The following is a 25,599-nucleotide window of genomic DNA, read 5'->3' on the forward strand; positions in this document are numbered from 1 at the left end:
AGGCCCTAGACCCCCACCGCCCCCAGCAGACTCCCCGCCCCGTAGGTGACCCCCATGGCCAGCGCCCCGCCGATCACGTTCCGCAGCATCGCCGGTCCCACCGCCGCCGCCCCCAGCCGTGCGCTGCTCCACCCCGTCAGGACCAGGGCCGCGAGGACCGATCCCACCGTCACCGGCAGCCGCCAGTCCGCCGGTGGCAGGACGATCGCCAGCAGCGGCAGCAGCGCCCCGACCGTGAACGCCAGGAAGCTGGCGAGCGCCGCGTTCCACGGGTTGGTGAGCTCGTCCGGGTCGATGCCCAGCTCGACGCTCGCGTGGGCCTTCAGCGCGTCCCGTTCCGTCAGCTGGACGGCCGCCTCACGAGCCACGTCCCGCGACAGACCGCGCCGCTCCAGCAGCTCGGTCAGCTCCTCCAGCTCGGCCTCGGGCTGCTCCTTCAGCTCCCGTTTCTCCTGCGCCAGCGCGGCCAGTTCGGAGTCGCGCTGGGTGGAGACCGACACGTACTCCCCCGCCGCCATCGACATCGACCCGGCGAGCAGCCCCGCCAGGCCCGCCGTCAGCAGGGCGCCCCGGTCGGCGGTGGCGCCCGCGACGCCGACGACGATGCCCGCCGTCGACACGATGCCGTCGTTCGCGCCCAGTACGGCCGCCCGCAGCCAGTTCAGCCGGGAGCCGAGCGCTCCCCCGTGGGCCTCGTTGTCGTGCGTTGGTTCGGTCACAGCAGGGAGGATCGCACCCCGGGGCCGGTACATGCCGTACTGACTTCACCGGACCCGTACCGACGTCACCAGACCCGCACCGAGGCCCCGCGTGCGAACACCGGGCTCGTCGCGTCCGCCGGCGGCTCCGGGAGCGGCTCGGCGATCTCGGCGACCGTCGGTCCCACCTTCGCCGCGATCGGGTCCAGGAGGTCCAGGTCGAAGCCGTACACGCGGGCCGCGTTGCCGCCGAGCATCGCCGCCAGCTCGTCGCGCGGGACGCCGGCGAAGGCGAAGCGCAGGCCCTCCCTGGTGTACGGGTAGGTCCCCTCGTCGTGCGGGTAGTCGCTGCCCCACATGATCTTGTCCACGCCGATGCGGTCGCGCAGCGGGACTTCGTGCGGGCGCATGAAGCTGGCGCCGACGAAGCAGTTGTCGTGCCAGACCGCCGACGGGGGCTCGCCCATCGACTCCGCCAGTCCCACGCCGAACTTCGCCTCGGCGGTCGTCGCCTTCGCCGCCGCCAGCAGGCGGCCGTGGTAGTAGTCCAGCATGGCCAGGACCCCGGGGATCCAGCCGGAGCCCTGTTCGGTCAGGACCAGTCGCAGGTCCGGGTGGCGGCGGAAGGCGCCGCCGAAGACCAGGTGCCACAGCGCGCGGTGCGAGAACCAGGTCGTCTCGACCATGAAGACCGCGCGGGCAGCCGGTTCGTCGCCGAGCGGCGGGGAGGCCGAACCCGCGTGGTGGTTGACGGGGACGCCGAGTTCCGCGCAGACGGCCCAGATCGGGTCGTACACGCGCGCGTGCAGTTCGGGCAGGCCCGAGCCGGGCGGGGTGCCCGGGAGCATCAGGCCGCCTTTCAGGCCTGCCCCGGCCGCCCGGCGGATCTCCTTCACGGCCTCCTCGACGTCGTTGAGGAGGATCTGGAAGACGCCCGCCCTGCGGCCCGGTGCGGCGGCGCAGAAGTCGGCCAGCCAGCGGTTGTGGGCGCGCAGACCCGCCCAGCGCCGCTCGAACTCCGCCGCCGTCGGCGCGGGGGCCATGAGCGAGCCGGACGGGAAGAACGGCGGGATGGTGTTCGGGAAGATCACCTCCGCGACGATCCCGTCCTCCTCCAGCTCCGCCAGCCGCCGCGCGGAGTTCCAGTTCCGGTCCGCCGAGTCGGCGAGCAGGTCCTCGTACGGGTTGACGTACGTCGCCGCCCACATGTCGAAGTCGTCGTGGTAGCGCTTCTCCAGGTAGGGGCGGTAGTCGAGGAGGTCCGCCCCCGCGTGGCAGTCGGCCGAGATCACCGTGTAGCGGTCGTCGCTCACGACGTCACCCCCAGGGTCGGGAAGTCGTTGCCGGTCAGCCAGTGGCGGCCCACCTCGCGCGAGCGGGCCCAGGAGGCCTCCACGGCCGCCTGGTCGGCCTGCTGGCCGAGGTCGGACGGGGTGGGGCCGATGCGGCGGGCCAGCGGGGTCAGGCGCTCCACGTCGAAGCCGAAGACCTCGGCCGCCGCGAGGCCCAGCATCCGGCGGGTCTCGGCCACCGGGATGTCGTGGAAGGTCCGGCGCAGCCACGCGCGCGTGTCCGGCCAGGTGCCCTCGGGATGCGGGAAGTCGCTGCCCCAGAGGATGTTGTCGACGCCGATCTCGTAGCGCTGGGCGAGTTCCCGGCGCTTGGTGTTGGTGGCGCAGACGAACACCTGGCGGTCCAGGTACTCGTGCGGCGGGCGCCGCAGTTCCTCGAACGGGGAGAGTTTCTTGCCACCGTGCGCGCCGAGGTAGAGGCGGTCCATGAACCACAGCAGGTTCGGCAGCCACCAGCAGCCCGACTCGGCGACGCCGAAGCGCAGTCCGGGATGGCGTTCGAAGACGCCGGACCAGAGCAGGAACCACAGCGGGCGGGCCGGCCACCACGTCACCTCGCTGACGTAGATGCCGAGATGGTCGCCGTACTCGTGGCGCGGGGCCGCGCCGGAGTGGGTGAGGACCGGCATCCCGCACTCGGCGGCGGCCGCCCAGACGAGGTCGTAACGACGGTCGTGGTAGGGCTCCTTGTCGACCCACATGGAGGGGATCATCAGGGCGCCGAGGCCGGACTCCTTCGCGCGGTGCACCTCGGCGACGACGCGGTCCGTCGGGGCCGTGACCGGCAACAGGGCCACCCCGCAGTGCCGTTCGGGGTGCTCGGACACGAAGTCGGCCAGCCAGCGGTTGTGGGCCTGCGCGCCCGCCATGCCCAGCTCCGGGTCCTGGTCCCCGGACAGGCCGAGGCCGACCCCGAACGGTGCCGCGGTCCGGCTGTCGACCGCGTCGGCGTCCGGGAAGACCACCTCCGCGGCCACCCCGTCGCCGTCCAGCTCCTTCAGGCGCTGCGCGCCGTCCCAGCCGCCGCGCAGCCCCTCCTCGTTGTCCTGGAACCACTTGGCCGCGAACGCCTCGTTGCGGATGCCGAGCCGGGTCATCTCCTCCCGGCGGCGGTCGCGCCCGGCGAGGAACTCGTCGAAGTCCCGGTGGAACCGGGCGTCCAGATAGGGCCGGTACTCCTCGGTGGGCAGCCCGGCGTGGCAGTCGGAGGAGATGATCAGGTATGGGTCGTCGTACGCGGTCACCACTGCCCCCTGTTCAGTCCAGGATGAAGCTTTCGAGGTACGACGGGTTCGCCCGGTCCAGCATCGACCGCGCCCGCGCCCGGATCTGGGCGTCGCTGTGCTCGCCGGCCGGCAGCAGCCAGAAGCGGTCCGCGCGGATGCCCGCCACGACGAACTCGGCGACCTCCTCGACGGGCGTGAAGGCGACCTCCTTGCCCGCCTCGCGCATCGCCGTCTCCCACTGGCCGAGGCTGCGGTACGGCGTCCTGCGCGGCCGTTCCTTGGCGTAGCGGTCGGGGCGGTTGCGGTGTGACTCCCACAGGCCCGTGCGCAGCATGTGCGGCCCCGGGAAGAGCACGGAGGCGCCCACGCGCGCGTGCTCCGCCCTGAGATGGGCGTACAGGGACTCGGTGAGCGTGACGACGGCCGCCTTGGTGACCGCGTACACGGAGGCCGTGGGCAGCGGTGCGATACCGCCGTCGCCGGAGGATGTATTGACCACATGACCGGGTTGACCCGACTTGATCATCCTCGGCACGAATGCCTGGACGCCGTGGAAGACTCCCCACACATTGACCTCGAACGCCCACTTCCAGTCGTTCGGTTCGTGCTCCCACATCCGGCCCTCGGCGCCGGAGCCGACCCCGGCGTTGTTGCACAGGACGTGCACCGCGCCATAGGTGTCGTAGGCCGACTCGGCCAGCTCCAGGACCTGTTCGCGGACTCCGACGTCGACCACGCGCGCGTGCACGTCGGCGCCCTCCGCGCGCAGCCCGTCGGCGGCCTTCTCCAGAGCGGCCGGCTCCACGTCGGCGAGGACCACCTTCAGGCCCTCGGCGGCGAACCGCCGGGCCATCGCGAGCCCGATCCCGCTCGCCGCGCCGGTGACGACGGCGACCTGTCCTTCGCACAGCTCCATCAGGCTCCGCCCCCTTCGCTGGCCTCCGGGGGCGCGTCGTGGATCTGGCGCGGGTCGTCGTAGCGCTGGTGGACGTACGGCAACAGGGCCTGGGCGTCGACCCGTTCGGCGACCCGGCCGCGCTGGTCGCTGGTCTTCTCGCCGAGGGTGAGGTCCAGCAGGCGCAGTACCGGCAGATCGGCGACCGGGTCGTACGCCGACTCGCGGAGGATCACCTCCCCGGTGACGCGCTCCAGCCGGCGGACCTTCTCCTCGCGTACGCAGTGCACCAGCAGCGGTTCGCCGTCGAAGCCCGAACCGTCCACCGCCGGGAGGAACTTGAAGTAGAAGTCCGTCTTCGGGGCGGGCGCGGGCAGCGGCAGCGGGCCGTCGACCGTGCCGCGCACCTCGACGAAGGCGACGCCGTGCCGGGCGAGGGCCGCGCGGACGCGGTCGCCGTCGCGTTCGACGGTCACCTCGCCGAGTTTCTTGGGCTCGCCGAAGACCTCGCGGCCGCCGGTGAGGGCACGCTCGTGGGTCATCGGCATGACCAGCGGGTACCACCCCTCGACCGCGCCGTGCGCGGCGGCGACCGCGAACGAGCCCGCACCGAGCGGGTATCCGGGCAGTTCGACCTTGCTGATGTTGACGCGGGCCAGGGGCCGGCCGGCCGGCTTGAGCGGCGGCGGCAGGACGGCCGCGACCGCGTCCGGGTCGGTCTCCCAGACGGCCACCACCCCGGTGGACCAGACGTCGGGAAGCTTCGTGGTGCGCGCGGCCGCGATCTCCGCCCCGGTCCGAGCGCCGTACCGTACGCGTACCATCCGCCGTACCGCCCTTCCGTCGGCCGTCTGCGCGCCGGGCGGGGTGCACGCTTGCACCGGGCGGCGAAAAGGTCCATAGCCACGCGAAGGGCAATCAGGACAGCCGGGCGACCGGGGCGGACGGGGAATCAGGACATTCGAACGGGCGGCTGCGGCAGGCGACCTGACGGACAGGGCTGTCGGTCCGGGCCCGTATCCTCAATGACCATGCTCGAAGACCGTACGACCACAGTGTCCCCCGGCACCCCGTGGCCCGCCGCGTATCCCAAGGGGTACGCCGTCGTCGATGTGGAGACCACCGGACTGGCCCGGGACGACCGGATAATCAGCGCGGCCGTCTACCGGCTGGACGAGCGCGGCGAGGTCGAGGACCACTGGTACACGCTGGTCAACCCCGAGCGCGATCCGGGCCCCGTGTGGATCCACGGCCTGACGAGCGAGGTACTCGAAGGCGCGCCGCTCTTCACCGACGTCGCCGAGGAGTTCTCGGCCCGGCTGGACGGCCGGGTGCTGGTCGCGCACAACGCGGTCTTCGACTGGCAGATGATCGCACGGGAGTACGCCCGGGCGAAGGCCGAGGCCCCGGTGCGGCAGCGGCTGTGCACGATCGCGCTCTCCAAGGAGCTGGGCCTGCCGCTGCCCAACCACAAACTGGAGACCCTGGCCGCACACTTCGGTGTCGTACAGCGGCGGGCGCACCACGCACTGGACGACGCGCGGGTGCTCGCGGAGGCGTTCCGGCCCAGTCTGCGGGCCGCGGCGGCGGGCAACGTAAGGCTGCCGCTCCTTGAGTGCCGGCCGCTCACGGAGTGGTCGGACACGCCCCGCATCGGGCAGCAGGCGGGCGGGGGCCACGGCGGCTACCGGCCGAGCAGCTGGCGGCCGTCCCGCAAGCGGCCGGCGTGCCCCTACCCGAACCCGGGACAGTACGAGGACGGCAAACCGCTGCGGCAGGGCATGCGGGTGGCGTTCTCCGGGGACACCTCGATCGACCGGGAGCTGCTGGAGGACCGGGCGGCCGAGGCCGGTCTGCACGTCTCCACGAGCATCTCGCGGCTCACGAGCCTGCTCGTCACCAACGACCCCGACTCGGGCACGTCGAAGGTCCTCAAGGCCCGTCAGTTCGGGACGCCGGTCGTCGACGAGGCGGCCTTCGGACAGCTGCTGCGGGACGTGGCGCCGGCCACCGGGACATGACCGCGCCGGCGGGCCGTACACCCGTCCGCACAGGCCGTACGGACGGGTGATTGCCGTACGACTCGCCCGGCGCCCGCTCGCCCCCGCGCGGCCGACCGCCCACCCTGTGGCGCATGGCGAAATGTGAAGTCTGCGGCAATGACTACGGAATGACCTTCGAGGTGCACGCGCAGGGCGCGGTCCATGTCTTCGACTGCTTCTCCTGTGCGATCCACCGCATGGCCCCGCTCTGCGAGCACTGCAAGGTCTCGATCATCGGGCAGGGCGTCGAGGCCGACAACCAGTGGTTCTGCGGCGCCCACTGCGCCCGCGAGGCCGGGAAGGCGGGCATCGTCGACCGCGTGTGACCGCCCGCTCCGTGTGACCGCCGAGCCGGCCCTCTGGGGGGACCCTCCCTCAGGGGGCCGAAACGCGAGGAGTACGGTCTTTGTTCGTGTACCGCTTCCTGTTGACCCGGCAGTGGGTGATCCTCACCCTCATCTCGCTGCTTCTCATCCCCACGATGATCCGCCTGGGGTTCTGGCAGAAGCACCGGTACGAGGAGCGCAGCGCCCGCAACCAGCTGGCCGCCGAGGCGCTCGGCGCCAAGCCGGTGCCGGTCGAGCAGGTGACCGAACCGGGTCACGCCGTGACCCGCAAGGAGCGGTACCACACCGTCACCGCGACCGGCACCTTCGACACCGCCGACGAGGTCGTCGTCCGCCGCCGTACCAACTCCGACGACGAGGTCGGCTACCACGTCCTCACCCCCCTCGTCCTGACCGACGGCAAGGTGCTGCTGGTCAACCGGGGCTGGATCCCGTCGGACGGCCCGAGCCAGACCGCCTTCCCGAAGATCCCGGCACCGCCGGCCGGCACGGTCACCATCCAGGGCCGGCTGATGCCCGACGAGACCACCGCGGCCAGCGGCATCAAGGACCTCAAGGGCCTGCCCGACCGGCAGATCATGCTGATCAACAGCGAGGAGCAGGCGCGCCGGCTCGGCAAGCAGGTGCTCGGCGGCTACATCGAGCAGACGGCGCCCCAGCCCAAGGGCGACACCCCGGAACAGATCTCCGACCCGGGCAAGGAAGACGCCCCGCTGAACTACGCGTACATGATCCAGTGGTGGCTGTTCGCCGCGGGTGTCCCCTACGGCTTCTTCGTGCTGGTCCGCCGTGAGGCACGCACGCGTGCGGAGGCGGCGGCGGAGCAGGAGACGGCCGAGGAAGCGGAACCGGCCGCCGTCTGAGCGCCGTGCCGCGTCACTCCCCCGGCCCACCCCCTGGTTCGCGCCCCGACCGGACGGGAAACCGGGTCCCGTGGACCGACGCATCGAGGACTACGCGCTCATCGGCGACGAGCAGACCGCGGCCCTGGTCGGCCGGGACGGCTCCATCGACTGGCTGTGCCTGCCCCGCTTCGACTCGGCGGCCTGTTTCGCCAGGCTCCTGGGCGACGAGGACCACGGCCACTGGCGGATCGCCCCGCAAGGCGCCACCACCTGCACCCGGCGCGGCTACCGGCCCGACACCCTGGTCCTGGACACCGAGTGGGAGAGCGCCGAGGGCACGGTCCGCGTCACCGACCTGATGCCCCAGCGCGACCGCGCACCCGACGTCGTACGCATCGTCGAGGGCGTCAGCGGCCGCGTCACCGTGCACAGCACGCTCCGCCTGCGTTTCGACTACGGCTCGGTCATCCCGTGGATGCGCCGCTCAGGCGGGCACCGGGTCGCCGTCGCCGGGCCGGATTCGGTGTGGCTGCGCAGCGATCCGTCCGTGCGCACCTGGGGCGAGGACTTCGGCACGCACTCGGAGTTCACCGTCGCCGAGGGCGAGCGGGTCGCTTTCGTGCTCACCTGGCACCCCTCGCACGAGCCGCGCCCGCCGCTCGTGGACCCGTACGAGGCGCTGCGCACCAGCGTCACCGACTGGCGGCGCTGGACCGCCCGCTGCAGCTACCACGGCCCGCACCGGGACACGGTCGTGCGCTCCCTGATCACCCTCAAGGCGCTCAGCTACGCGCCCACCGGCGGCATCGTCGCCGCGGCCACCAGCTCGCTGCCCGAGGAGATGGGCGGGGTGCGCAACTGGGACTACCGGTTCTGCTGGCTGCGCGACTCCACCCTCACCCTCGGCGCCCTGCTCGCCGCCGGCTACCACAAGGAGGCCGAGCGCTGGCGCGACTGGCTGGTCCGCGCGGTCGCCGGCGACCCGGCGGACCTGCAGATCATGTACGGCCTCGCGGGCGAGCGCCGGCTGCCCGAGTTCGAACTGTCCTGGCTGCCCGGCTTCGCCGACTCCAGGCCGGTACGCGTCGGCAACAGCGCCGTCGACCAGCTCCAGCTGGACGTGTACGGCGAGGTCATGGACTCGCTGTCGCTGGCCCGCACCGCCGGACTGCCCACCAAGCCGCACATGTGGGCCATCCAGTGCGCGCTGATGAAGTTCCTGCAGAAGGTCTGGCGGCAGCCGGACGAGGGCCTGTGGGAGGTGCGCGGAGGCCGCCGGCACTTCGTGCACTCCAAGGTGCTGGTGTGGGTGGCCGCGGACCGCGCGGTACGGACCATGGAGGACTACGCGGAGCTCAAGGGCGATCTGCAGGGCTGGCGCGCGCTGCGCGACGAGGTGCACCGGGAGGTGTGCGAGAAGGGGTTCGACCCGAAGCGCAACACCTTCACCCAGTACTACGGTTCCCGCGAACTCGACGCCTCGCTGCTGCTGATCCCGCGCGTCGGCTTCCTGCCGCCGGACGACCCCCGGGTGGTCGGCACGGTGGACGCGATCCGCGACGACCTGGGCCAGAGCGGGTTCCTGCGCCGTTACGACACGGACGCGATCGGCGTCGACGGGATGCCGGGCGGCGAGGGCGCCTTCCTGGCCTGCTCGTTCTGGCTCGCCGACGCCCTGCACATGACGGGCCGCACCGACGAGGCGAAGGAACTGTTCGAACGGCTGGTGGGCCTCGTCAACGACGTGGGGCTGCTGTCCGAGGAGTACGACCCGGAGACCGGGCGCCAGCTGGGCAACTTCCCGCAGGCGTTCAGTCACATCGGGCTGGTGAACACCGCCCTCACGCTCTTCGACGGCGAGCATGCAGGATAGGGGCCATGGATCTTGGACTGAAGGACCGGGTGTACGTCGTCACCGGAGCCACCCGCGGGCTGGGCCACGCGGCCGCGCGCGAGCTGGTCGCGGACGGGGCGAAGGTCGTGGTGACCGGCCGGGACGAGAAGCGGGCCGCCGACGTGGCGGCCGGGCTGGGGCCGAACGCCGTGGGCGCCGCCGTCGACAACGCGGATCCGTCGGCGCCGGAGCGGCTGATCGCGGTCGCGCGCGAGCGTTTCGGAGGGTTCGACGGCATCCTCGTGAGCGTGGGCGGGCCCGCGGCCGGGTTCGTCGCGGACAACACGGACGAGCAGTGGCAGAGCGCGTTCGAGTCGGTGTTCCTGGGGGCCGTACGGCTCGCCCGCACGGCCGCGGCCGAGCTGGAGGACGGCGGGGTCATCGGGTTCGTGCTGTCCGCGTCGGTGTACGAGCCGATTCCGGGGCTGACGATCTCCAACGGGCTGCGGCCGGGGCTGGCCGGGTTCGCCAAGTCGCTGGCGGACGAGCTGGGGCCGCGCGGGATCCGGGTGGTGGGGTTGCTGCCGTCCCGGATCGACACGGACCGGGTGCGGGAGTTGGACACCATGTCCGCGGACCCGGAGGCGACGCGGGCCGAGCACGAGTCGCGGATTCCGTTGCGGCGGTACGGGGCGCCGGAGGAGTTCGGGCGGGTGGCGGCGTTCTTGATGTCTCCGGCCGCGTCCTATCTGACGGGCGTCATGGTGCCTGTGGACGGGGGGATGAGGCACGGGTTCTGACGGTCGGTTTTACGGGTGCGGGTGGGTGGGGGCTTGTCGCGCCCACGCGGCGGCAGCCGCAAATCGACACAGCCCCGCGCCCCTAAAAGAAGGGGCGCGTCGCCGGACGGCGCTGTCAAGTCACCCTTTCCGCACGATGTTTCACCGACGTCAGTCGGACCTCCGCGGGGAGCTTTTCCAGCGCCGCCGAGTCTCTGGCATGTGTCAGGGCCTGGGCCGTCAGGTCGTCCAGAGCCTCGCCCGGGGCCACGTCCGGCTCCAGTTGGAGCCATACCCGTACCTGCGGTGCCGTGCGGGTGCCCCGTAGGACCGCCTGGGCGTGGGAGACGCCCTGCTGGTGGGCCGCGTCCGTGGCCAGGACCGTCTCCAGGGCCCTGCCGCGCAGCAACGCGCTCTCGCCGTCTCCCGTGTCCACCCGGACCTCGGTCAGGCGGCGTCGGCGCAGTTGCGCGGTGAGCCACCACAGGGCGAGCAGGACCAGGACGGCCAGTGCGGCCAGGACCGTCGGCCACCACCAGCCCGCGTCACGCCAGTGGGTGCGCTCGGCCGTGCTGAGCAGGACGTCGTGGCGGCCCTGGTGGATCCACCAGGACGGGGACGGCGCGCCGAGGCCGACGGCCAGGACCGAGCCGCCGAGGGCCAGGAGCAGGAGGCCCGCGAGGGCGATCAGTACGCGGTTGACGGTGCCGAGCACGGCGTCACCCCTTCCGGCCGGGGCGGATCACGTGGAGGGTCAGGGCGGGTGGACGGGCCAGCCCCATCGCGCGGATCGCGTCGGTCAGGGCCGCCTCCAGGTCGCCCCGCACCTCGTCGAGTTCGCGGAAGTGGGACACGGCGAGGACGTGGGCGCGGGAGCGGCGCAGCCGTACCCGTACCCGGCGCACGCCCGAGATCTCCATGGCCCTGTCGCGCAGCAGCAGGGCGGCCGCGTCACGGCGCAGCCCGGCGCGGACGTCGGGGTGGATGCGGCGCATGGGCAGGAGGTCCCGCAGGCCGGGCGTGACGGCCAGGATCAGCAGCCACAGGCCGAGGGCGGCGGCGATGCCCGCGCCCGCCAGGACCCAGGTGTCGTCGAGGGGCTGCTCCGCGAGACGGTGGGCCAGTGCGCGGCGCCAGTGCATGGCAGGGTGGTGGGCCCGTACAGCCGCGATGTCGTACAGGAAGGCGCCCGCGGTCACCAGGACGAGCACCGCGACCAGGGCCGCGGGGGCCCGGCGCGGGGACCAGAAGCGGGGCTCGTGGCCGGCCGGGGGTGCGGCCGGTGGTGGCGGCGGCTTCTCGACGACCGGTGCCTGCTCGGTGCTCATCACGCCCTCCCCTGGGTCTGGACCGGGTGCAGCCGTTCCACGTGGACGGCGACCTCCGGTACCTCCATGTCCACCAACGCGCCTACCCGCTCGACCACATGCCGACGCACGGCCGCGCACCGGGCGCCGATGTCGGACGGGTAGTCCAGTTCCAGGTGGACCCGGACGCGCGCCGTGTCATGGTGGGTGACCACGGTGGCGTGCGGGGGTACGGCGTCCTTCGGGAGGGGGCCGAGCGCCTCGCGGGCCGCCTGTGCGGCGATCTTCGCCACGACCCGGTCGGCGATCCGGATGGCGCCGCGCTCGCCGGGCGCCACGACCGTCGGGGCGCCGTGCGTCTCACCGCTCGCGGAGCTCATCGCCGGCGGTCACGCCGGTCGTCGCGGCTGCGGAAGAAGTCGCCGAGTTCGATGTCCCCCTCCGCGAACCGGCCGACGACGAACCCGATGGCTCCGAGCGCCGCCACCAGCAGAAAGGCGCCGAACCCGCCGAAGTACCCGGCGAAGCCCAGCGCCATGCCGGCGATCATGCCGACAACGGCCATGCTCATGGTGCGCTCCCCTCAGCGGTCACTGGAGCCGGGACTCCGGCTCCTCTTCCTCTTCCTCCGGAAGCTTCACATCACTCACCGCGATGTTGACCTCGACCACTTCGAGCCCGGTCATGCGCTCCACGGCCGCGATCACGTTCTCCCGGACCGCGCGGGCCACATCCGCGATCGACACGCCGTAGTCCACGACGATCTCCAGGTCGAGCGCGGTCTGCACCTCGCCGACCTCGGCCTTCACGCCCCGGCTCACGGACTTGGAGCCGCCCGGCACCCGGTCGCGCACGACGCCGAAGGTGCGGGCGAGGCCGCTGCCCATCGCGTGCACGCCGACCACGTCGCGGGCCGCCAGTCCGGCGATCTTCTCCACGACTCCGTCGGCGATCGTCGTCCGCCCCCGGGTCGCCGGGTCGCCGCCGCCGCGCCTGACGGTCTTCCGGGTCTGTACCGTCGGGTCCTTCTCGGGCTCCGCCGCCATCTCGGTCATCGCCGTGCGTCCCTTCCCGTCGTCGTCCTGCAACCACGGTACGTGCGGATGTCCTGTCGTGCCCCGGAGATGCGGCAGGCTGGAGCAATGACGGCGGACCGACGGACAGACACGGTACGGCACCCCCTGGGCTTCGGCAGGCTGCTTCCGCTGGGCGGGCCGCGGGACGGGGCGTGGCTCGCGGAGGCGGCGGCGGACGCGGTGCTGCGGCGGGCGGCGGCCGAGGTGGCGGGGGTGCGGCTGGGTGCGGTGCGGATCGCCCTGGCGGATCCGGCGGACGTGGCGGAGGCCGTCGTTCCGTCACCGCCCGGTGCGGTACCGCCGGGGGTGCTGCGGCTTTCGGCGGACTTCGCGGCGACGGCCGCCGAGCCCCTGCCGTCGACGGCGTCCCGGCTGCGGCGGGCGCTGGCCGCGGCCACGGTACGGCTCGGGCTTGCGGTGACCGAGGTGGACCTGCGGGTGACCGACCTGCTGGAGGAGGAACCGGCGGCGCCGGAGGCGGTACGGGTGCCCCGGCCACCGTCGGTCCGGGAGGGGACGGATCCCGAGGGCGCCCGGGTGACGACGGCGGCGCTGGCGGTGCCGGGGGTGGCACGGGTGACGGGGGCGCTGAGCCGGGAGGTCCACTTCGACGCTGCGCTGCCACGCCGGCATGTGCGGGTGGAGGTGGCGCTGACCGACGGCCCGCGGGCCGTGGAGGTGGCCCGACGGGTCCGTACGGCGGTCGGCGAGGCGTTGGACGACCAGCCGACGGTGGCTGTGCTTGTAACGAGCGTCGATTGAAGCGCCCCGTCAGGGGCGCGGGACTGTATCGATATGCGGCTACCGCCGCGTGGGCGCGACCAGCCCCCACCGGCCCGCGGTGAACTACTCGCCCACCCCTGCAAGGTCCCGCAGCCGCCGAGCCTGCGCCTGCCGCTCGGCAGCCCGCTGCTCGTCGTAGGTGCGGCCGGCGGCACCCTGCAGCAACGCCTTGGTCTCCACCACCGCATCCCGCGGCGCAGCCAACAGCGCACCGGCCAGGTCCCGTACCGCCGCGTCGAGTTCGCCCACCGGCACGGCAACGCTCGCCAGCCCGGAGGCCACCGCCTCCTCGGCCTGGACGTATCGTCCGGTCGCGCAGATCTCCAGCGCGCGGGCGTAGCCGACGAGGGAGACCAGCGGATGCGTACCGGTCAGGTCCGGCACCAGTCCGAGGCTGGTCTCGCGCATGGCGAACTGCACGTCGTCCGCGACGACGCGCAGGTCACACGCAAGAGCCAGCTGGAAGCCGGCCCCGATGGCGTGTCCCTGCACGGCGGCGATCGACACGATGTCGCTCTGCCGCCACCAGGTGAACGCCTCCTGGAATTCGGCGATGGCCGCGTCGAGTCCGGCGTCGTCACGGCGCGCGAGCTCGACGAAGGTCGGCTCGCCCGGGATCCCCTCCGGCGTGAACATCTGCCGGTCGAGGCCCGCGGAGAAGGACTGGCCCTCACCGCGCAGCACGACGACCCGGACCGACCCGGGCAGCGACCGCCCGGCATCGGCCAACGCCCGCCAGAGTGCGGGACTCTGGGCGTTGCGCTTGGCCGGGTTGGTCAGCGTCACCGTGGCGAGCGCGTCGTCGACGGTGAGCCGTACGCCGTCCTTGTCGAGAACAGGAGTGAGGTCCTGGTCGGGCGAAGCCATGGGGCGCCTCCGATGTGTGCGGTCATCACGCATTGCCTTACGGCATGCTAAGTGACTGCACAGTAACCACCCGGTCGATCACCCGACCGACCGGGTGGCCACCATCGAAGCCGATGGGCCGCCCGGGGTCAGGACGCGGCTTTCTTGCCCCGCGTCGCCCCGCCACGCCCACGCAGCGTGACACCCGACTCACTGAGCATCCGGTGGACGAAGCCATACGAGCGGCCGGTTTCCTCGGCCAGTGCCCGAATGCTCGCACCGGAGTCGTACTTCTTCTTCAGGTCTGCCGCGAGCTTGTCGCGCGCGGCGCCGGTCACCCGGCTGCCCTTCTTCAGAGTCTCGGCCACCCGTGCCTCCTCATGGGAAGTGCGCTCTGGTCCCCTCATGATCACCCCTCCGGGGCGCGATGGCCACCCATTCGGCAAGGTCCGTGAGACATCGTTGTGACGACAGGAGCGCATCCCCACATGCGGAATCTGTGATTCCGCCGAGGGCCGTCCACGGAGCCGAACGGGTTCATCCGCGAAGTGCCAGGTCAGAAGCAGAAAGCGGCCGATCCCTTGTCGACAAAGGGATCGGCCGCAAAATCGATGTAGGACACACCTCGATACGAGGAGATCTCACACAGATGATGGATCACCGATAGGCCGAATGATCCATAGCCAGTGGATCAGGCATTCGATCAAACGAGGTCGACGCGATCGGATCTTCGGATCCTCGGATCTCAGGCGAGGGCGACCAGGTCCGCGTAGTCGGCGCCCCACAGGTCCTCGACGCCGTCGGGCAGCAGGATGATCCGCTCGGGCTGGAGCGCCTCCACGGCACCCTCGTCGTGGGTGACGAGGACGACCGCGCCCTTGTAGGTGCGCAGGGCGCCGAGGATCTCCTCGCGGCTGGCGGGGTCGAGGTTGTTGGTCGGCTCGTCCAGGAGCAGGACGTTCGCGGAGGAGACGACCAGGGTGGCGAGGGCGAGACGGGTCTTCTCGCCGCCGGAGAGGACACCGGCCGGCTTGTCGACGTCGTCACCGGAGAACAGGAACGAGCCGAGCGTCTTGCGGACCTCGACGAGGTCCAGGTCGGGGGCCGCCGAGCGCATGTTCTCCAGGACCGTGCGCTCCGGGTCCAGGGTCTCGTGCTCCTGGGCGTAGTAGCCGAGCTTGAGGCCGTGCCCCTCGATGACCTCGCCGGTGTCGGGCTGCTCGACGCCGCCGAGCAGCCGCAGCAGGGTGGTCTTGCCGGCGCCGTTGAGCCCGAGGATGACGACCCTCGACCCCTTGTCGATGGCCAGGTCGACGTCGGTGAAGATCTCCAGCGAGCCGTACGACTTCGACAGGCCCTCGGCGGTCAGCGGGGTCTTGCCGCAGGGCGAGGGTTCCGGGAAGCGCAGCTTGGCGACCTTGTCGGAGACGCGGACGGCGTCCAGGCCGGACAGCAGCTTGTCGGCGCGGCGGGCCATGTTCTGCGCGGCGACCGTCTTGGTGGCCTTGGCGCGCATCTTGTCGGCCTGCGAGTGCAGTGCGGCGGCCTTCTTCTCGGCGTTGGCACGCTCGCGCTTGCGGCGCTTCTCGTCGGCCTCGCGCTGCTGCTGGTAGAGCTTCCAGCCCATGTTGTAGACGTCGATCTGGGAACGGTTGGCGTCCAGGTAGAAGACCTTGTTGACGACCGTCTCGACCAGGTCGACGTCGTGGGAGATCACGATGAAGCCGCCGCGGTAGGTCTTCAGGTAGTCGCGCAGCCAGACGATCGAGTCGGCGTCGAGGTGGTTGGTCGGCTCGTCGAGCAGCAGGGTGTCGGCGTCCGAGAACAGGATGCGGGCCAGCTCGATACGGCGGCGCTGACCGCCGGAGAGCGTGTGCAGGGGCTGGCCGAGCACCCGGTCGGGCAGGTTGAGCGCGGCGGCGATGGTGGCGGCCTCGGCCTCGGCGGCGTAACCGCCCTTGGTGAGGAACTCGGTCTCCTGGCGCTCGTACTGCCTGAGCGCCTTCTCGCGGGTGGCGCCCTGGCCGTTGGCGATGCGCTGTTCGTTCTCGCGCATCTTGCGGATCAGTACGTCCAGGCCGCGCGCGGAGAGGACGCGGTCGCGGGCGAGCACGTCGAGGTCGCCGGTGCGGGGGTCCTGCGGGAGGTAGCCGACCTCGCCGGAGCGGGTGACGGTGCCCGCGGCGGGGATGCCGTCACCGGCCAGGACCTTGGTGAGGGTGGTCTTGCCGGCGCCGTTGCGGCCGACCAGACCGATGCGGTCACCCTTGGCGACACGGAACGTGGCGTTCTCGATGAGGATGCGCGCACCGGCGCGCAGCTCGATACCGGAGGCGGAGATCACGGACAGACTCCAGAGCGTACGGATAGTGACGGGTGGGCGGCTGAGGACGTTCCCGCCGTCTAATGCGCGAGGAGAATGGCCATGGGCCAAGTCTAACGGGGCGGCGCAAGCGCTTTTTCGGTGCGCGGGTGTTCGGGGCGGCCCGCGCCGGGGCGCTCGTTGCCCAGCGGTGTGCGGTGCGGAGCGATTCCGCCCAGGTCGTCCACGGCGACGAGCTGCGCGGTCCAGGCGCCGTGCGCGCAGGGCTGGGCGACGAGCAGGGCGGGGCCGTGACGTACGGCACGTTCGGGGCGGAACGCGCAGCCCGCGCGTGCGGGCAGCACCCAGCGCAGGTCGCCGTCGGCGGTGCGGTACGCGGCGATGCGGGCCGGGGTCACGATCGCGAGGATGCCGCGGCCCAGGGGGCGCAGGACGCCGGCGCCGCCCCTGGTGCGCAGCCAGCCGGTCGCCGCGGGCAGGGCACGGTGCCAGCGCACGGAGCGGCCGTCGGTGTCGGTGACGAGCCCGTCGTCCCAGACGGTGAACGCGTGCCCGCGCGCGGGCAGCACGCTGAGCGGGCGGCGCCCCACGCGCGCGTAGCGCCAGCGCAGGGTCCGCCCGTCGTAGGCCTCGACGACGTCGCCACGCGCGCGTGCGGTGTGCGCGGGCGGGCCGGGGGTGAGGCGGTCGCCGTAGGGGGCGGGGCGGATCTGGTGGGCGACGGAGAGGAGCACCGCCGCCAGGAGCAGGACGAGGGCGGGGGCGAGGAGGCGCTTGAGGGGCCTGCGGGCGGGGGGTGCCGCCGGGAAGGCGGTCGGTGCCCGCTGTGGAAAGACCGCCGAAGACCGCTCCGGAACGGTGGCCCGGGGCTGCTTGGGGCGGGCGGTCGCATACGGCTCGGGGCGGGCGGTCGGGGGCTGCTCGGGGAGAACCGTCGGGGGCTGGTCGCGGCAGGCGGTCAGAGACTGCTCGGGGAGAACCGTCGGGGGCTGGTCGCGGCAGGCGGTCAGAGACTGCTCGGGGAGAACCGTCGGGGGCTGGTCGCGGCAGGCGGTCAGAGACTGCTCGGGGAGAACCGTCGGGGGCTGGTCGCGGCAGGCGGTCAGAGACTGCTCGGGGAGAACCGTCGGGGGCTGGTCGCGGCAGGCGGTCAGAGACTGCTCGGGGAGGGCCGTCTGGGGCTGGTCGCGGCGGGCGGTCGCAGACTGTGCCGGGCAGGCCTCGGTGTCGGGTGGCTCGGTCCTCCCGTGGTGCAGAACCGCCACCCCTTCCCCCTTCGGCGCCCGAGCGGGCACCCCTGTGCCATGAGTCAGGCGCAGAGCGTAGCCACGCCCGGCACGGGCGGGCGGGCGTGACGCGGGGGCGGGGCGGGACATCGCCCGTTCGGGCGTTCGTCCGGTCATCGGCGCGAAGTGACGGCGCCGATGGCGCAAGGTGGTTGTGGGGGACGGTGCGAGCAGAAGGCGGTGCCCCATGCAGTTCGACGACGACGCGAACCTGGACACCTCCGAGGTGCAGGATGTGCGGAGCAGCCGGATCCCGGGCGGAAAGGCGACCGTCGGCGGCGGCCTGGTCGGCCTCATCGCGCTGCTTCTCGCCCTGTTCCTCGGTGTCGGCCCGGACCAGCTGGGCCTCTCCTCCGGGGACAGCTCGCCCGCGCCCGCCTCCTCCTCGCTGGCGCAGGTACAGCAGAGCTGCCGTACCGGAAAGGACGCGAACAGCAAGGAGGACTGCCGGATCGTGGCCGTGGTCAACAGCGTGCAGGACTTCTGGACGCAGGAGTTCCGGCAGCGCCACGGCACCTACACGGCCTCCCCCACGGTCTTCTTCAGCGGGCGGGTCGGCACCGCGTGCGGGACGGCGACCGCGGCGGTGGGGCCGTTCTACTGCCCGGGCGACCGGAAGGTCTATCTGGACCTGGGCTTCTTCGACGAGCTGCGGTCCAAGTTCGGGGCGAGCGGCGGGCCGTTCGCCCAGGCGTACGTCGTGGCGCACGAGTACGGGCACCATGTGCAGGACCTGATGGGCACGTTGAGCAGGTCGCAGTCCAATCTGACCGGCGTGAACAGCAATTCGGTGCGGGTGGAGCTGCAGGCCGACTGCTACGCAGGGGTGTGGGCGCACCACGCCACGACCACGAAGGACGAGTCGACCGGCCGGCCGCTGATCACCAGTCTGACGGCCGCGGACATCCAGGACGGGCTGGACGCGGCGGCGGCCGTGGGGGACGACCGGATCCAGGAGCGGTTCCAGGGGCGGGTGACGCCGGAGACGTGGACGCACGGGTCGGCGCAGCAGCGGCAGCAGTGGTTCTACCAGGGGTACCGGAGCGGGGACATGGCGCGCTGCAACACCTTCCGCTGAGTCGCCGACCTGCAACGACGGTGCGGGCCGGGGACGTTGTCAGTGCCGGGTGCAAGACTGGGGACCAGGCCGGAACGACGGCTTTCGGGGGACCGGTACACAAGGGAGTGATCGGGATGGCGGGCACGAGTGGCGGGCGGCCGAGTATCTATCCGTCGCTGCTGTACACGGACGCGAAGGCTGCGATCAAGCAGCTGACGGAGGCCTTCGGCTTCACCGAACTGTCGGTGTACGAGGGCGAGGACGGCATGGTGCTCCACGCCGAGCTGGTGCAGGGCAACGGCGCGATCATGCTGGGTTCCAAGGGCCGCGGCGGCCGGTTCGACGCGGCGATGGAGGGCGCGGGCCCGACCGGGGTGTACCTCGTCGTGGACGACGTCGACGCGCACCACCAGCGCGCCGTGGACCACGGCGCCGAGATCCTGATGCCCCCGACGGACCAGGACTACGGTTCGCGGGACTACATGGCCCGGGACGTCGAGGGCAACATCTGGAGCTTCGGCACGTACGCCCCGGAGATAGGGGTCTGATCCGCCTCGGCCCGACCCGGCGGCCGGCCCGGTCTGTAGCTGCCGCTAGCCGCCGGTGTGCACCTGGAAGGCGGCCCTGCGGACGGCTTTGGCCAGCGCCGGGTCGGGGTGGGCGGCGGCGAGCGCGACCAGGACCTGCACGGTGCGTGGGTGACCGACCGCGCGCACCTCGTCGAGCAGCACGGGGACGGTGGGCTGCAGCGCCGACTCCAGGTGGCGGACCAGCAGCGGCGCCTCGCCGTGGTCGGCGACCGCGGCGGCCGTGTCCACCCAGAGCCAGGTCGCCTCTTCCCTGGTGAGCACCTCGTGGGCGTCCTCGGGGTCGATCCCGTCGTGCTCGGCCAGCCACAGCAGGGCGTACGGCCGCAGGGTCGGCTCGTCGGCGACCGCGCGGACGTCCGGTTCGGCAGGGGCGCCGACGACGCGCAGCGCCTCGAAGGCGAGGCCGCGCAGCAGGGCGTCCTCGCCGCGGGCGGCGTCCACGAGTTCGGTGACGGCGCCGCCGACGGGGCGGGCGGCGAGCCAGGCGCGGTACTCGGCGCGGGCCGCGTTGGGGCGGAGCTGGGCACAGCCGCGCAGCATCTCCTCGGCGGCGACCTCGATGTTCCCGGCGGGGCTCTGCGCGGCGACGCAGATCTGCTCCAGCTTGACCCAGACCGCCCAGCTGCCCAGCGGGGTGAGGGTGGCCTGGCCGTCGCCGTAGGTCAGCGCTCCGACGGAGGCGAGGGCGTGCAGGGCCCAGTCGAGGAGAGGGGCGAGCTCGGCCTCGTCGGCGGGGGCCGGGTCCTCGGCCGGGGCGTGGTCCGCCGGGTCGGCGTCGGCGGAGCGCACGGCGGCGAGCGGCCCGGCGGTCCCGGTCTCCGTGTCGTAGGGGACCTCGCAGCGCTCGGTGCGCAGTTCGGTGACCCGCTGCCCCAGCAGGTCCAGGAGCTGCTCGACCGGGACGGGACCGGCGGACAGCTGGAGGAAGGAGAGCACCTGGGGCATGGCCGAGACGACCTCGGCGACGGCGGCGGCCTCGAACTCCGCGGGCTCCGGGTGAGCGAGCGACCAGGCGTCGAAGAGGGCGACCCAGCCGCGCAGCACGGCACTGTCGTCGCGGTCCCAGGCGCGCAGGCGCCAGCCGGGGCGTGCGCTGTCGCCGTGCACCTCGACCAGACCGGCGAGGCGGGCGGTGTCCCAGTCGGCGCGGACCTGAGCGACGGTCAGGCCCAGGTCCTCGGACGCGCGTTCGGCGGACGCGTCGGAGAGGGTGGCCTTGCCGTCGGCGGTGGCGCCGTCGCTGCCGGGCCCGAGGGCGGTGTCGGCCCAGTGGGCCACGCGGGCCGCGCCGGCGAGGCCGGACCGAGCCATTCTGGCCAGCTCGGCGGGGGCCGGGGTGCCCTCGGGCGGGCGGGGTGCGGGGCGGCGCGCGGGCCGCTGGTTCATCGCTCGGGGGGCGGCGGCCAGGGGTCGCGTTCGGACGAGTCGAAGCCTTGAGTCGCGCGGGATACGGGACGTCACGGGTGCAGTCTTCCGGTTGACGGTCCGAAAACCCAAACGGAATGTCACGGCGGGCGACGGGGTGGGCCAACGCACGGGGTGCGAGGGGAGGCGGGGAGACATGTTCAGGCCAGTGGTACGGCCTTAAACGGAACCTTCGGAACCGGCTGGAATCGGGGTCTCCGGCTTGGGACGGGGAGGGGTCGGGAACGCGGAGGGGAAGGGCCGGCGGGTGCGGGAAGAATCACATCGGGATGCCATCGGGCGAAGGGGCGCGCTTCAAGGGGCGCACGCGTCGAAGAGCGCGCATCAGGGGCGCGCGCTTCGGGCGGCGCGCGTAGGCGGGACCGCGCGCATCCGGCAGCGCACACACCAGGGAGCGCACGCGCCGGGGCACACCACATCGGGGGCGCATTGCATCAGCGCGCATCACATCAGCGGTGTGAGGAACCGGCGCAGCCGTTCCTCGTACTCCTCCGGGTCGGCGTTCCACATCGCGCCGTGCGGGGCGTCCGGGACGGTGTGCAGGGCCACCCGGTCGGGGCGCCGCTCGGCGAGCCGGCGGGAGTACGCCCAGGGGGCCACCGTGTCGTCCGGGCCGTGCACGATCAGGGTGGGCACGGTGAGGTGGTCCGGGTCGACGGGGTCGCCGACGTGGTCGGCGTGCAGGCCGGCGCGGCCCTGGGCGGCGCGCACCGCGAGCGGCAGCAGGGGCTCGGGGGTGTGCCGGGCCTGGGCGAGGGCGCGCAGGGTGGCCTCCCAGCTGAGCACCGGGGAGTCCAGGACAAGGCCGGAGATCCGTTCGCGCAGTGCCGAGTGGGCGGCGGCGCGCAGCGCCATGGTGGCGCCGGTGGACCAGCCGTACAGGACGACACGGCGGGCGCCGTAGCGGACGGCGTAGCGGATCGCCGCGTCCAGGTCGCGCCACTCGCTCTCGCCGAGGTGGTTCAGGCCGTCCGGCGGGCGCGGGGCGCCGAGGTCGCCGCGGTAGGCGAGGGCGAGCACCGGCAGGCGCCGGGCGTGCAGGAACGCCAGGACGTTCATGGGGTGCTCGCGGGTGGTACCGAGGCCGTGCACCGCGATCACCCAGGTGTCCCGGTGGCCGGGCACGAACCAGGCGGGCAGCGCGCCGAGTTCGCCGGGCAGGTCGATGTCGGCGTACTCCAGGCCCAGGGCGGTGTCCGGGTTGCCGATGTGGACGTTGGCGGTGAGCCAGGCCCTGTCGCCGGTCGCGAAGGTGCCGTGGGTCACGCGCTCCAGCCGCCGTACGACGGTGTCGGCGGTGTCCGCGGCGGCCTCCAGGACGGCTCCGACGACCGCGTGCGAGCCGTCGCCGGCCAGGCCGTAGGTGCCGGGGCGCAGCGAGGCGAGGTCCCGGGTGAGGGTGATGCGGCCGGCCGCGGTGCCGTGCACGGTGAGCCGGGGTTCGGTGGGCAGGGGCCGGCCGGGCGGTGCCTTCAGCGCGGCGTCACTGGCGAACCGCCCCGCGGCCACACCGGCCGCACCGGCGGCCAGTACGGCACCGAGGGCAGCGGCCGTGACTTTGACTGGGCGCACCTGTCCAGTGTCGGGGCGGACATCGACGGCGGCCAGTGGAGCGGCGGGGGGCTTCTGCGAGCGGGGCGGGCTTTCGGGCGGGCGAGGGCGGTCCGGCACCGCGGGAAAGGTCCGCCGCAACTCGGCGCCGTCGCGGCCCGGCGCCGTCGCGGCGGGCAGCGAGCGAGGGCGATCCGAGCGGGCTCAGCCCCGTCGCTGCCCGTAACCGCGGAGCCGTTCGCCCGCCTCCGCCACCTGTTCCGGCGACAGCAGGCTCGGGGTCAGACCGGGCACCGAGGACGCCGTCAGCCACAGCCGGCACATCCACTCCAGCTGGGCGGTGCGGTCGTAGGCCTGGGTCAGGGTGGTGCCGTAGGTGATCGTGCCGTGGTTCTGGAGGAGGCAGCCGGAGCGGCCGGTCAGGGCGCGGAGCATGTTCTCGGCCAACTCGCCGGAGCCGTACGTCGCATACGGGGCAACCCGGACCGCGCCACCGAGGGCGGCGGACATGTAGTGGATCGCCGGCAGCTCGGGGACGAGCGTCGAGACGGCCGTCGCGTGGACGGCGTGGGTGTGGACGACCGCCCCGGCGTCGGTGCTGCCGTAGACGGCGAGGTGCATCGGCAGTTCGCTGGTCGGGACCAGGGTGCCGAGGACCTGGCGGCCGGAGAGGTCCACCCCCGTCACGTCGTCCGGGGTGAGCCTGTCGTACGGCACGCCCGACGGCGTGACCAGCACGGTGTCGCCGACGCGGACCGAGACGTTGCCGGAGGTGCCGACGACCAGTCCGTCGGACACCGTGCGCCGGGCCGTGGCGACGAGTTCGAGCCAGGCACTCGCCTCCTCCGCGCGTACATCCCGCCTTCGCGGCTCCGACACACCCTGTGCGCCGGCGGGTCCGTCCCGTCCGTCACGCTCGTCCCGCCGCTGCTCAGCCATGGCCCGATCCTGCCAGGCGACGTCCCAACCGGCCCGCGCGGCAGGGCACTTTAGACCGGGCGTCCCGAATCCAGTAGAGCGCAAATCGACACAAAGCGTTCCATTTCCCGTCTTGGCCGAAGATCGCCGAGGATACGCCGATCTTCCAATAATCTCTGGACGATTTTTCGTACACGTAGCCATTCCGGGGGGAAACATGGCCCGTGACCGCATTCCGCCGTCCCGCCACCGCATCCGCATCCGCATCCGCATCCTGGCGGCGTCCCTGGCGGCGCTCGCCCTCGCGGGGACCACGGCCGCGCTCGCCGGGACACCGGCGTCCGCGGCGAGCCTGCCGAAGGGGCACGACGTCTCCTCGCACCAGAAGAACGTCGACTGGCCGAGCGCCAAGGCGAAAGGCGCCAGGTTCGTATACATCAAGGCAACCGAGTCCACCACCTACCGCAACCCGTACTTCGACCAGCAGTACAACGGTTCGCGCCGGGCGGGAATCCTGCGGGGCGCCTACCACTTCGCCCTGCCGGACAAGTCGTCGGGCGCCCGGCAGGCCGCGTACTTCGTGAGCCACGGCGGCACCTGGACGGCGGACGGCTGGACGCTGCCGCCCGCGCTCGACGTCGAGTACAACCCGTACGACAAGAAGCACAGGTGCTACGGACTGAGCCACTCCGGGATGGTCAAGTGGATCAGGTCCTTCAGCGATGAACTGCAGCGGGAGACCGGCCGGCGGCCGGTGATCTACACGACCACCAACTGGTGGAACCTCTGCACCGGCGGCAGCAGCGCGTTCGCCGCCGACCATGCGCTGTGGATCGCCCGCCACGGCTCGGCGGACGCGGGAACGCTGCCGGCCGGATGGTCGTCCTGGACCTTCTGGCAGTACGACAACAGCGGCAGCCTGCCGGGTGACCAGAATCTCTTCAACGGGTCGGCGGGCCGGCTGAGGTCGTTTGCCTCGGGCCTCTAGTCAAGGGGGGACTGGGCCGCCGGACCGGCACCGGGACGGCGGCTTCGGTCCACCCAGCCCCGGGACACCCTCAAGTCGATTTCATACACCGCCAAGACCGCCCCAGTTCACTTTCCGTTCATCCAGGTTGCCTACGGTCAAACAGCCAATGACCTCGAAAGATTGCCTGGGTAAATGGAAAACTTCTCGCTGATCTTGGCGATTGTGGTGGTAACCGCACTCGCGTTTGATTTCACGAACGGTTTCCACGACACCGCCAACGCGATGGCCACCACCATCTCGACCGGTGCGCTCAAGCCCAAGATCGCGGTGACCATGTCCGCCGCGCTCAACCTGGTGGGCGCCTTCCTCTCGGTGGAGGTCGCCAACACGATCTCCAAGGGTCTCGTCGACGAGAACGGCATTCGTCCCGAGGTCATCTTCGCCGCGCTCGTCGGCGCCATCCTCTGGAACCTCGTGACCTGGCTGGTGGGCCTGCCCTCCAGTTCCTCGCACGCCCTGATGGGTGGTCTGATCGGCGCCACCGTCGCCTCCGCCGGCCTCGGCGCGGTCCACGGCGACGTGCTCGTCACCAAGGTCCTGCTCCCGGCGGTCGCCGCCCCCGTGGTCGCGGGCCTCGCGGCGATGCTCGCCACCCGGCTGTCCTACGGGATCGGCAAGAACGCCGACGACAACGCCACCCGCAAGGGCTTCCGCGCCGGCCAGATCGCCTCCGCCGGACTGGTCTCGCTCGCGCACGGCACCAACGACGCGCAGAAGACGATGGGCATCATCACCCTCGCGCTGATCGCGGGCGGCTCCATCGCCCCCGGCTCGAACCCTCCCACCTGGGTCATCCTCTCCGCCGGCCTCGCGATCGCGCTCGGCACCTACATCGGCGGCTGGCGGATCATCCGCACCATGGGCAAGGGCCTGACCGACCTCCAGCCGCAGCAGGGCTTCGCCGCCCAGACCAGCGCGGCCACCGCCATCCTGGCCTCCTCCCACCTCGGCTTCTCCCTCTCCACCACGCACGTCGTCTCCGGTTCGGTGATGGGCGCGGGCCTCGGCCGCAAGGGCGGCACGGTCCGCTGGTCCACGGCGACCCGCATGATGGTCGCCTGGGTGCTCACGCTCCCGGCCGCCGCGCTGGTCGGCGCCCTCGCCGAGTCCGTGACGGACCTCGGCGACTGGGGCACGGCGGTCGTCGCCGTCTTCCTCGTGGCCGCCAGCGCCGCGATCTGGAAGCTCTCCCGCCGCGAGGTCGTGGACAGCGGCAACGTCAACGACACCGACGCCACGGAGCCGGCCGGCGTGGTGACCACGGCGATCGCCGCCGTGACCCCGCCGCCCGCGGGCACGGTCACGGAGGACCTGACCGCCATGATCCCCGCCCCCGCCCCGGCCGCTCCCGCGACCGACCCGGCCGCCACCGTCTGACCCCCGAGG

Annotated in this window: 27 protein-coding genes; 10 read left to right on the top strand and 17 right to left on the bottom strand. The window is 72.5% G+C overall.

Annotation, left to right across the window (positions count from 1 at the left end; translation table 11 throughout):
• Positions 1–5: 5 nt before the first annotated feature.
• From SSP29_RS13120 to SSP29_RS13140, 5 genes are all read right to left on the bottom strand, one after another.
• Complete coding sequence (locus SSP29_RS13120; protein ID WP_089100797.1) at positions 6–719, bottom strand: VIT1/CCC1 transporter family protein; 714 nt, start codon at positions 717–719, stop codon at positions 6–8.
• Between the two features lie 65 nt (positions 720–784).
• Positions 785–2,011, bottom strand: a complete 1,227-nt coding sequence (locus tag SSP29_RS13125; protein ID WP_089100798.1) for an amidohydrolase family protein — start codon at positions 2,009–2,011, stop codon at positions 785–787.
• Entirely contained in the window at positions 2,008–3,294 is a 1,287-nt protein-coding gene (locus SSP29_RS13130; protein WP_089101586.1) for an amidohydrolase family protein, read from the bottom strand. Before SSP29_RS13130 ends, SSP29_RS13125 begins: the two co-directional genes overlap by 4 nt.
• 13 nt (positions 3,295–3,307) lie before the next feature.
• Positions 3,308–4,192 carry an SDR family NAD(P)-dependent oxidoreductase gene (locus tag SSP29_RS13135; RefSeq protein ID WP_089100799.1) on the bottom strand — a complete coding sequence of 295 codons (885 nt, stop codon included), beginning with the start codon at positions 4,190–4,192 and terminating at the stop codon, positions 3,308–3,310.
• On the bottom strand, positions 4,192–4,995 hold the full coding sequence (locus SSP29_RS13140) for an acetoacetate decarboxylase family protein (protein WP_089100800.1): 804 nt from the start codon (positions 4,993–4,995) through the stop codon (positions 4,192–4,194). The genes SSP29_RS13135 and SSP29_RS13140 overlap by 1 nt, the downstream gene beginning before the upstream one ends.
• Before the next feature lie 207 nt (positions 4,996–5,202).
• Between SSP29_RS13140 and SSP29_RS13145 the strand changes: the two genes are divergently transcribed.
• The 5 genes from SSP29_RS13145 to SSP29_RS13165 all read left to right on the top strand — a co-directional run bounded on the left by SSP29_RS13145 (position 5,203) and on the right by SSP29_RS13165 (position 10,039).
• On the top strand, positions 5,203–6,192 hold the full coding sequence (locus SSP29_RS13145; RefSeq protein WP_089101587.1) for a DEDDh family exonuclease: 990 nt from the start codon (positions 5,203–5,205) through the stop codon (positions 6,190–6,192).
• 113 nt (positions 6,193–6,305) lie between these two features.
• A complete protein-coding gene (locus tag SSP29_RS13150) occupies positions 6,306–6,539 on the top strand; it encodes a metallothionein (RefSeq protein ID WP_089101588.1) in 234 nt (77 codons plus the stop codon).
• Positions 6,540–6,625: 86 nt separating this feature from the next.
• Positions 6,626–7,423: an SURF1 family cytochrome oxidase biogenesis protein gene (locus SSP29_RS13155; RefSeq protein ID WP_174855968.1), complete on the top strand. Its 798-nt coding sequence runs from the start codon at positions 6,626–6,628 to the stop codon at positions 7,421–7,423.
• A 70-nt stretch (positions 7,424–7,493) separates the two neighbouring features.
• Positions 7,494–9,278, top strand: coding sequence for a glycoside hydrolase family 15 protein (locus SSP29_RS13160; protein WP_089100802.1), 1,785 nt, complete (start codon positions 7,494–7,496; stop codon positions 9,276–9,278).
• Between the two features lie 5 nt (positions 9,279–9,283).
• Positions 9,284–10,039, top strand: a complete 756-nt coding sequence (locus SSP29_RS13165; protein WP_089100803.1) for an SDR family oxidoreductase — start codon at positions 9,284–9,286, stop codon at positions 10,037–10,039.
• A gap of 115 nt (positions 10,040–10,154) precedes the next feature.
• Here SSP29_RS13165 and amaP read toward each other — a convergent pair whose 3' ends face one another.
• From amaP to SSP29_RS13190, 5 genes are read right to left on the bottom strand one after another with little or no spacing between them, the layout of a single operon-like run.
• The gene (gene amaP / locus SSP29_RS13170; protein ID WP_089100804.1) at positions 10,155–10,733 is read right to left on the bottom strand and encodes an alkaline shock response membrane anchor protein AmaP; all 579 of its coding nucleotides are present in this window, start codon (positions 10,731–10,733) and stop codon (positions 10,155–10,157) included.
• Positions 10,734–10,737: 4 nt separating this feature from the next.
• On the bottom strand, positions 10,738–11,346 hold the full coding sequence (locus tag SSP29_RS13175) for a DUF6286 domain-containing protein (RefSeq protein WP_089100805.1): 609 nt from the start codon (positions 11,344–11,346) through the stop codon (positions 10,738–10,740).
• Positions 11,346–11,705, bottom strand: a complete 360-nt coding sequence (locus SSP29_RS13180) for an Asp23/Gls24 family envelope stress response protein (RefSeq protein WP_089100806.1) — start codon at positions 11,703–11,705, stop codon at positions 11,346–11,348. The genes SSP29_RS13175 and SSP29_RS13180 overlap by 1 nt, the downstream gene beginning before the upstream one ends.
• A complete protein-coding gene (locus SSP29_RS13185) occupies positions 11,702–11,896 on the bottom strand; it encodes a hypothetical protein (RefSeq protein WP_089100807.1) in 195 nt (64 codons plus the stop codon). The genes SSP29_RS13180 and SSP29_RS13185 overlap by 4 nt, the downstream gene beginning before the upstream one ends.
• Positions 11,897–11,915: 19 nt before the next feature.
• On the bottom strand, positions 11,916–12,380 hold the full coding sequence (locus SSP29_RS13190; RefSeq protein WP_089101589.1) for an Asp23/Gls24 family envelope stress response protein: 465 nt from the start codon (positions 12,378–12,380) through the stop codon (positions 11,916–11,918).
• 87 nt (positions 12,381–12,467) lie between these two features.
• On the opposite strand from SSP29_RS13190, the gene SSP29_RS13195 reads away from it, so the two are divergent.
• The gene (locus SSP29_RS13195; RefSeq protein ID WP_089100808.1) at positions 12,468–13,163 is read left to right on the top strand and encodes a nucleopolyhedrovirus P10 family protein; all 696 of its coding nucleotides are present in this window, start codon (positions 12,468–12,470) and stop codon (positions 13,161–13,163) included.
• A gap of 84 nt (positions 13,164–13,247) precedes the next feature.
• On the opposite strand, the gene SSP29_RS13200 is transcribed toward SSP29_RS13195, so the two are convergent.
• The 4 genes from SSP29_RS13200 to SSP29_RS59685 all read right to left on the bottom strand — a co-directional run bounded on the left by SSP29_RS13200 (position 13,248) and on the right by SSP29_RS59685 (position 17,618).
• The gene (locus SSP29_RS13200) at positions 13,248–14,051 is read right to left on the bottom strand and encodes an enoyl-CoA hydratase/isomerase family protein (protein ID WP_089100809.1); all 804 of its coding nucleotides are present in this window, start codon (positions 14,049–14,051) and stop codon (positions 13,248–13,250) included.
• A gap of 128 nt (positions 14,052–14,179) precedes the next feature.
• The gene (locus SSP29_RS13205; RefSeq protein WP_046727957.1) at positions 14,180–14,398 is read right to left on the bottom strand and encodes a helix-turn-helix domain-containing protein; all 219 of its coding nucleotides are present in this window, start codon (positions 14,396–14,398) and stop codon (positions 14,180–14,182) included.
• Positions 14,399–14,775: 377 nt separating this feature from the next.
• A complete protein-coding gene (locus tag SSP29_RS55530; RefSeq protein WP_089100810.1) occupies positions 14,776–16,374 on the bottom strand; it encodes an ABC-F family ATP-binding cassette domain-containing protein in 1,599 nt (532 codons plus the stop codon).
• 92 nt (positions 16,375–16,466) lie between these two features.
• Positions 16,467–17,618, bottom strand: a complete 1,152-nt coding sequence (locus SSP29_RS59685) for a PQQ-binding-like beta-propeller repeat protein (protein ID WP_245883100.1) — start codon at positions 17,616–17,618, stop codon at positions 16,467–16,469.
• A 208-nt stretch (positions 17,619–17,826) separates the two neighbouring features.
• Between SSP29_RS59685 and ypfJ the strand changes: the two genes are divergently transcribed.
• Both ypfJ and SSP29_RS13225 read left to right on the top strand, forming a co-directional pair.
• Positions 17,827–18,717 carry a KPN_02809 family neutral zinc metallopeptidase gene (gene ypfJ, locus SSP29_RS13220; protein WP_089100811.1) on the top strand — a complete coding sequence of 297 codons (891 nt, stop codon included), beginning with the start codon at positions 17,827–17,829 and terminating at the stop codon, positions 18,715–18,717.
• 116 nt (positions 18,718–18,833) lie between these two features.
• Positions 18,834–19,247, top strand: a complete 414-nt coding sequence (locus SSP29_RS13225; RefSeq protein WP_089100812.1) for a VOC family protein — start codon at positions 18,834–18,836, stop codon at positions 19,245–19,247.
• A gap of 45 nt (positions 19,248–19,292) precedes the next feature.
• Here the strand turns inward: SSP29_RS13225 and SSP29_RS13230 are convergent, their stop codons facing one another.
• The 3 genes from SSP29_RS13230 to SSP29_RS55540 form a co-directional block, all read right to left on the bottom strand.
• Positions 19,293–20,675 carry a hypothetical protein gene (locus SSP29_RS13230; RefSeq protein WP_089100813.1) on the bottom strand — a complete coding sequence of 461 codons (1,383 nt, stop codon included), beginning with the start codon at positions 20,673–20,675 and terminating at the stop codon, positions 19,293–19,295.
• 483 nt (positions 20,676–21,158) lie between these two features.
• The gene (locus SSP29_RS13235; RefSeq protein ID WP_089100814.1) at positions 21,159–22,286 is read right to left on the bottom strand and encodes an alpha/beta hydrolase; all 1,128 of its coding nucleotides are present in this window, start codon (positions 22,284–22,286) and stop codon (positions 21,159–21,161) included.
• Positions 22,287–22,469: 183 nt separating this feature from the next.
• The gene (locus SSP29_RS55540) at positions 22,470–23,204 is read right to left on the bottom strand and encodes a class II aldolase/adducin family protein (RefSeq protein ID WP_089100815.1); all 735 of its coding nucleotides are present in this window, start codon (positions 23,202–23,204) and stop codon (positions 22,470–22,472) included.
• A 196-nt stretch (positions 23,205–23,400) separates the two neighbouring features.
• Here SSP29_RS55540 and SSP29_RS55545 point away from each other — a divergent pair, with 196 nt between their 5' ends.
• Both SSP29_RS55545 and SSP29_RS13250 read left to right on the top strand, forming a co-directional pair.
• A complete protein-coding gene (locus SSP29_RS55545; protein WP_089100816.1) occupies positions 23,401–24,171 on the top strand; it encodes a lysozyme in 771 nt (256 codons plus the stop codon).
• Positions 24,172–24,345: 174 nt separating this feature from the next.
• Positions 24,346–25,590: an inorganic phosphate transporter gene (locus SSP29_RS13250; RefSeq protein ID WP_089100817.1), complete on the top strand. Its 1,245-nt coding sequence runs from the start codon at positions 24,346–24,348 to the stop codon at positions 25,588–25,590.
• The last annotated feature ends 9 nt before the right edge of the window (positions 25,591–25,599 follow it).

The sequence above is a fragment of the Streptomyces hyaluromycini genome, from assembly GCF_002217755.1.
In the GTDB taxonomy this organism is placed as follows: domain Bacteria; phylum Actinomycetota; class Actinomycetes; order Streptomycetales; family Streptomycetaceae; genus Streptomyces; species Streptomyces hyaluromycini.

Bases quoted from the DNA above. Each gene is read 5' to 3' on its own strand.
- SSP29_RS13135 (WP_089100799.1), bottom strand. From the start codon at position 4,192: ATGGAGCTGTGCGAAGGACAGGTCGCCGTCGTCACCGGCGCGGCGAGC.
- SSP29_RS13140 (WP_089100800.1), bottom strand. From the start codon at position 4,995: ATGGTACGCGTACGGTACGGCGCTCGGACCGGGGCGGAGATCGCGGCC.
- SSP29_RS13145 (WP_089101587.1), top strand. From the start codon at position 5,203: ATGCTCGAAGACCGTACGACCACAGTGTCCCCCGGCACCCCGTGGCCC.
- SSP29_RS13150 (WP_089101588.1), top strand. From the start codon at position 6,306: ATGGCGAAATGTGAAGTCTGCGGCAATGACTACGGAATGACCTTCGAG.
- SSP29_RS13165 (WP_089100803.1), top strand. From the start codon at position 9,284: ATGGATCTTGGACTGAAGGACCGGGTGTACGTCGTCACCGGAGCCACC.
- SSP29_RS13175 (WP_089100805.1), bottom strand. From the start codon at position 11,346: ATGAGCACCGAGCAGGCACCGGTCGTCGAGAAGCCGCCGCCACCACCG.
- SSP29_RS13180 (WP_089100806.1), bottom strand. From the start codon at position 11,705: ATGAGCTCCGCGAGCGGTGAGACGCACGGCGCCCCGACGGTCGTGGCG.
- SSP29_RS13185 (WP_089100807.1), bottom strand. From the start codon at position 11,896: ATGAGCATGGCCGTTGTCGGCATGATCGCCGGCATGGCGCTGGGCTTC.
- SSP29_RS13190 (WP_089101589.1), bottom strand. From the start codon at position 12,380: ATGACCGAGATGGCGGCGGAGCCCGAGAAGGACCCGACGGTACAGACC.
- SSP29_RS13195 (WP_089100808.1), top strand. From the start codon at position 12,468: ATGACGGCGGACCGACGGACAGACACGGTACGGCACCCCCTGGGCTTC.
- SSP29_RS13200 (WP_089100809.1), bottom strand. From the start codon at position 14,051: ATGGCTTCGCCCGACCAGGACCTCACTCCTGTTCTCGACAAGGACGGC.
- ypfJ (WP_089100811.1), top strand. From the start codon at position 17,827: ATGCAGTTCGACGACGACGCGAACCTGGACACCTCCGAGGTGCAGGAT.
- SSP29_RS13225 (WP_089100812.1), top strand. From the start codon at position 18,834: ATGGCGGGCACGAGTGGCGGGCGGCCGAGTATCTATCCGTCGCTGCTG.
- SSP29_RS13230 (WP_089100813.1), bottom strand. From the start codon at position 20,675: ATGAACCAGCGGCCCGCGCGCCGCCCCGCACCCCGCCCGCCCGAGGGC.
- SSP29_RS55540 (WP_089100815.1), bottom strand. From the start codon at position 23,204: ATGGCTGAGCAGCGGCGGGACGAGCGTGACGGACGGGACGGACCCGCC.
- SSP29_RS55545 (WP_089100816.1), top strand. From the start codon at position 23,401: ATGGCCCGTGACCGCATTCCGCCGTCCCGCCACCGCATCCGCATCCGC.
- SSP29_RS13250 (WP_089100817.1), top strand. From the start codon at position 24,346: ATGGAAAACTTCTCGCTGATCTTGGCGATTGTGGTGGTAACCGCACTC.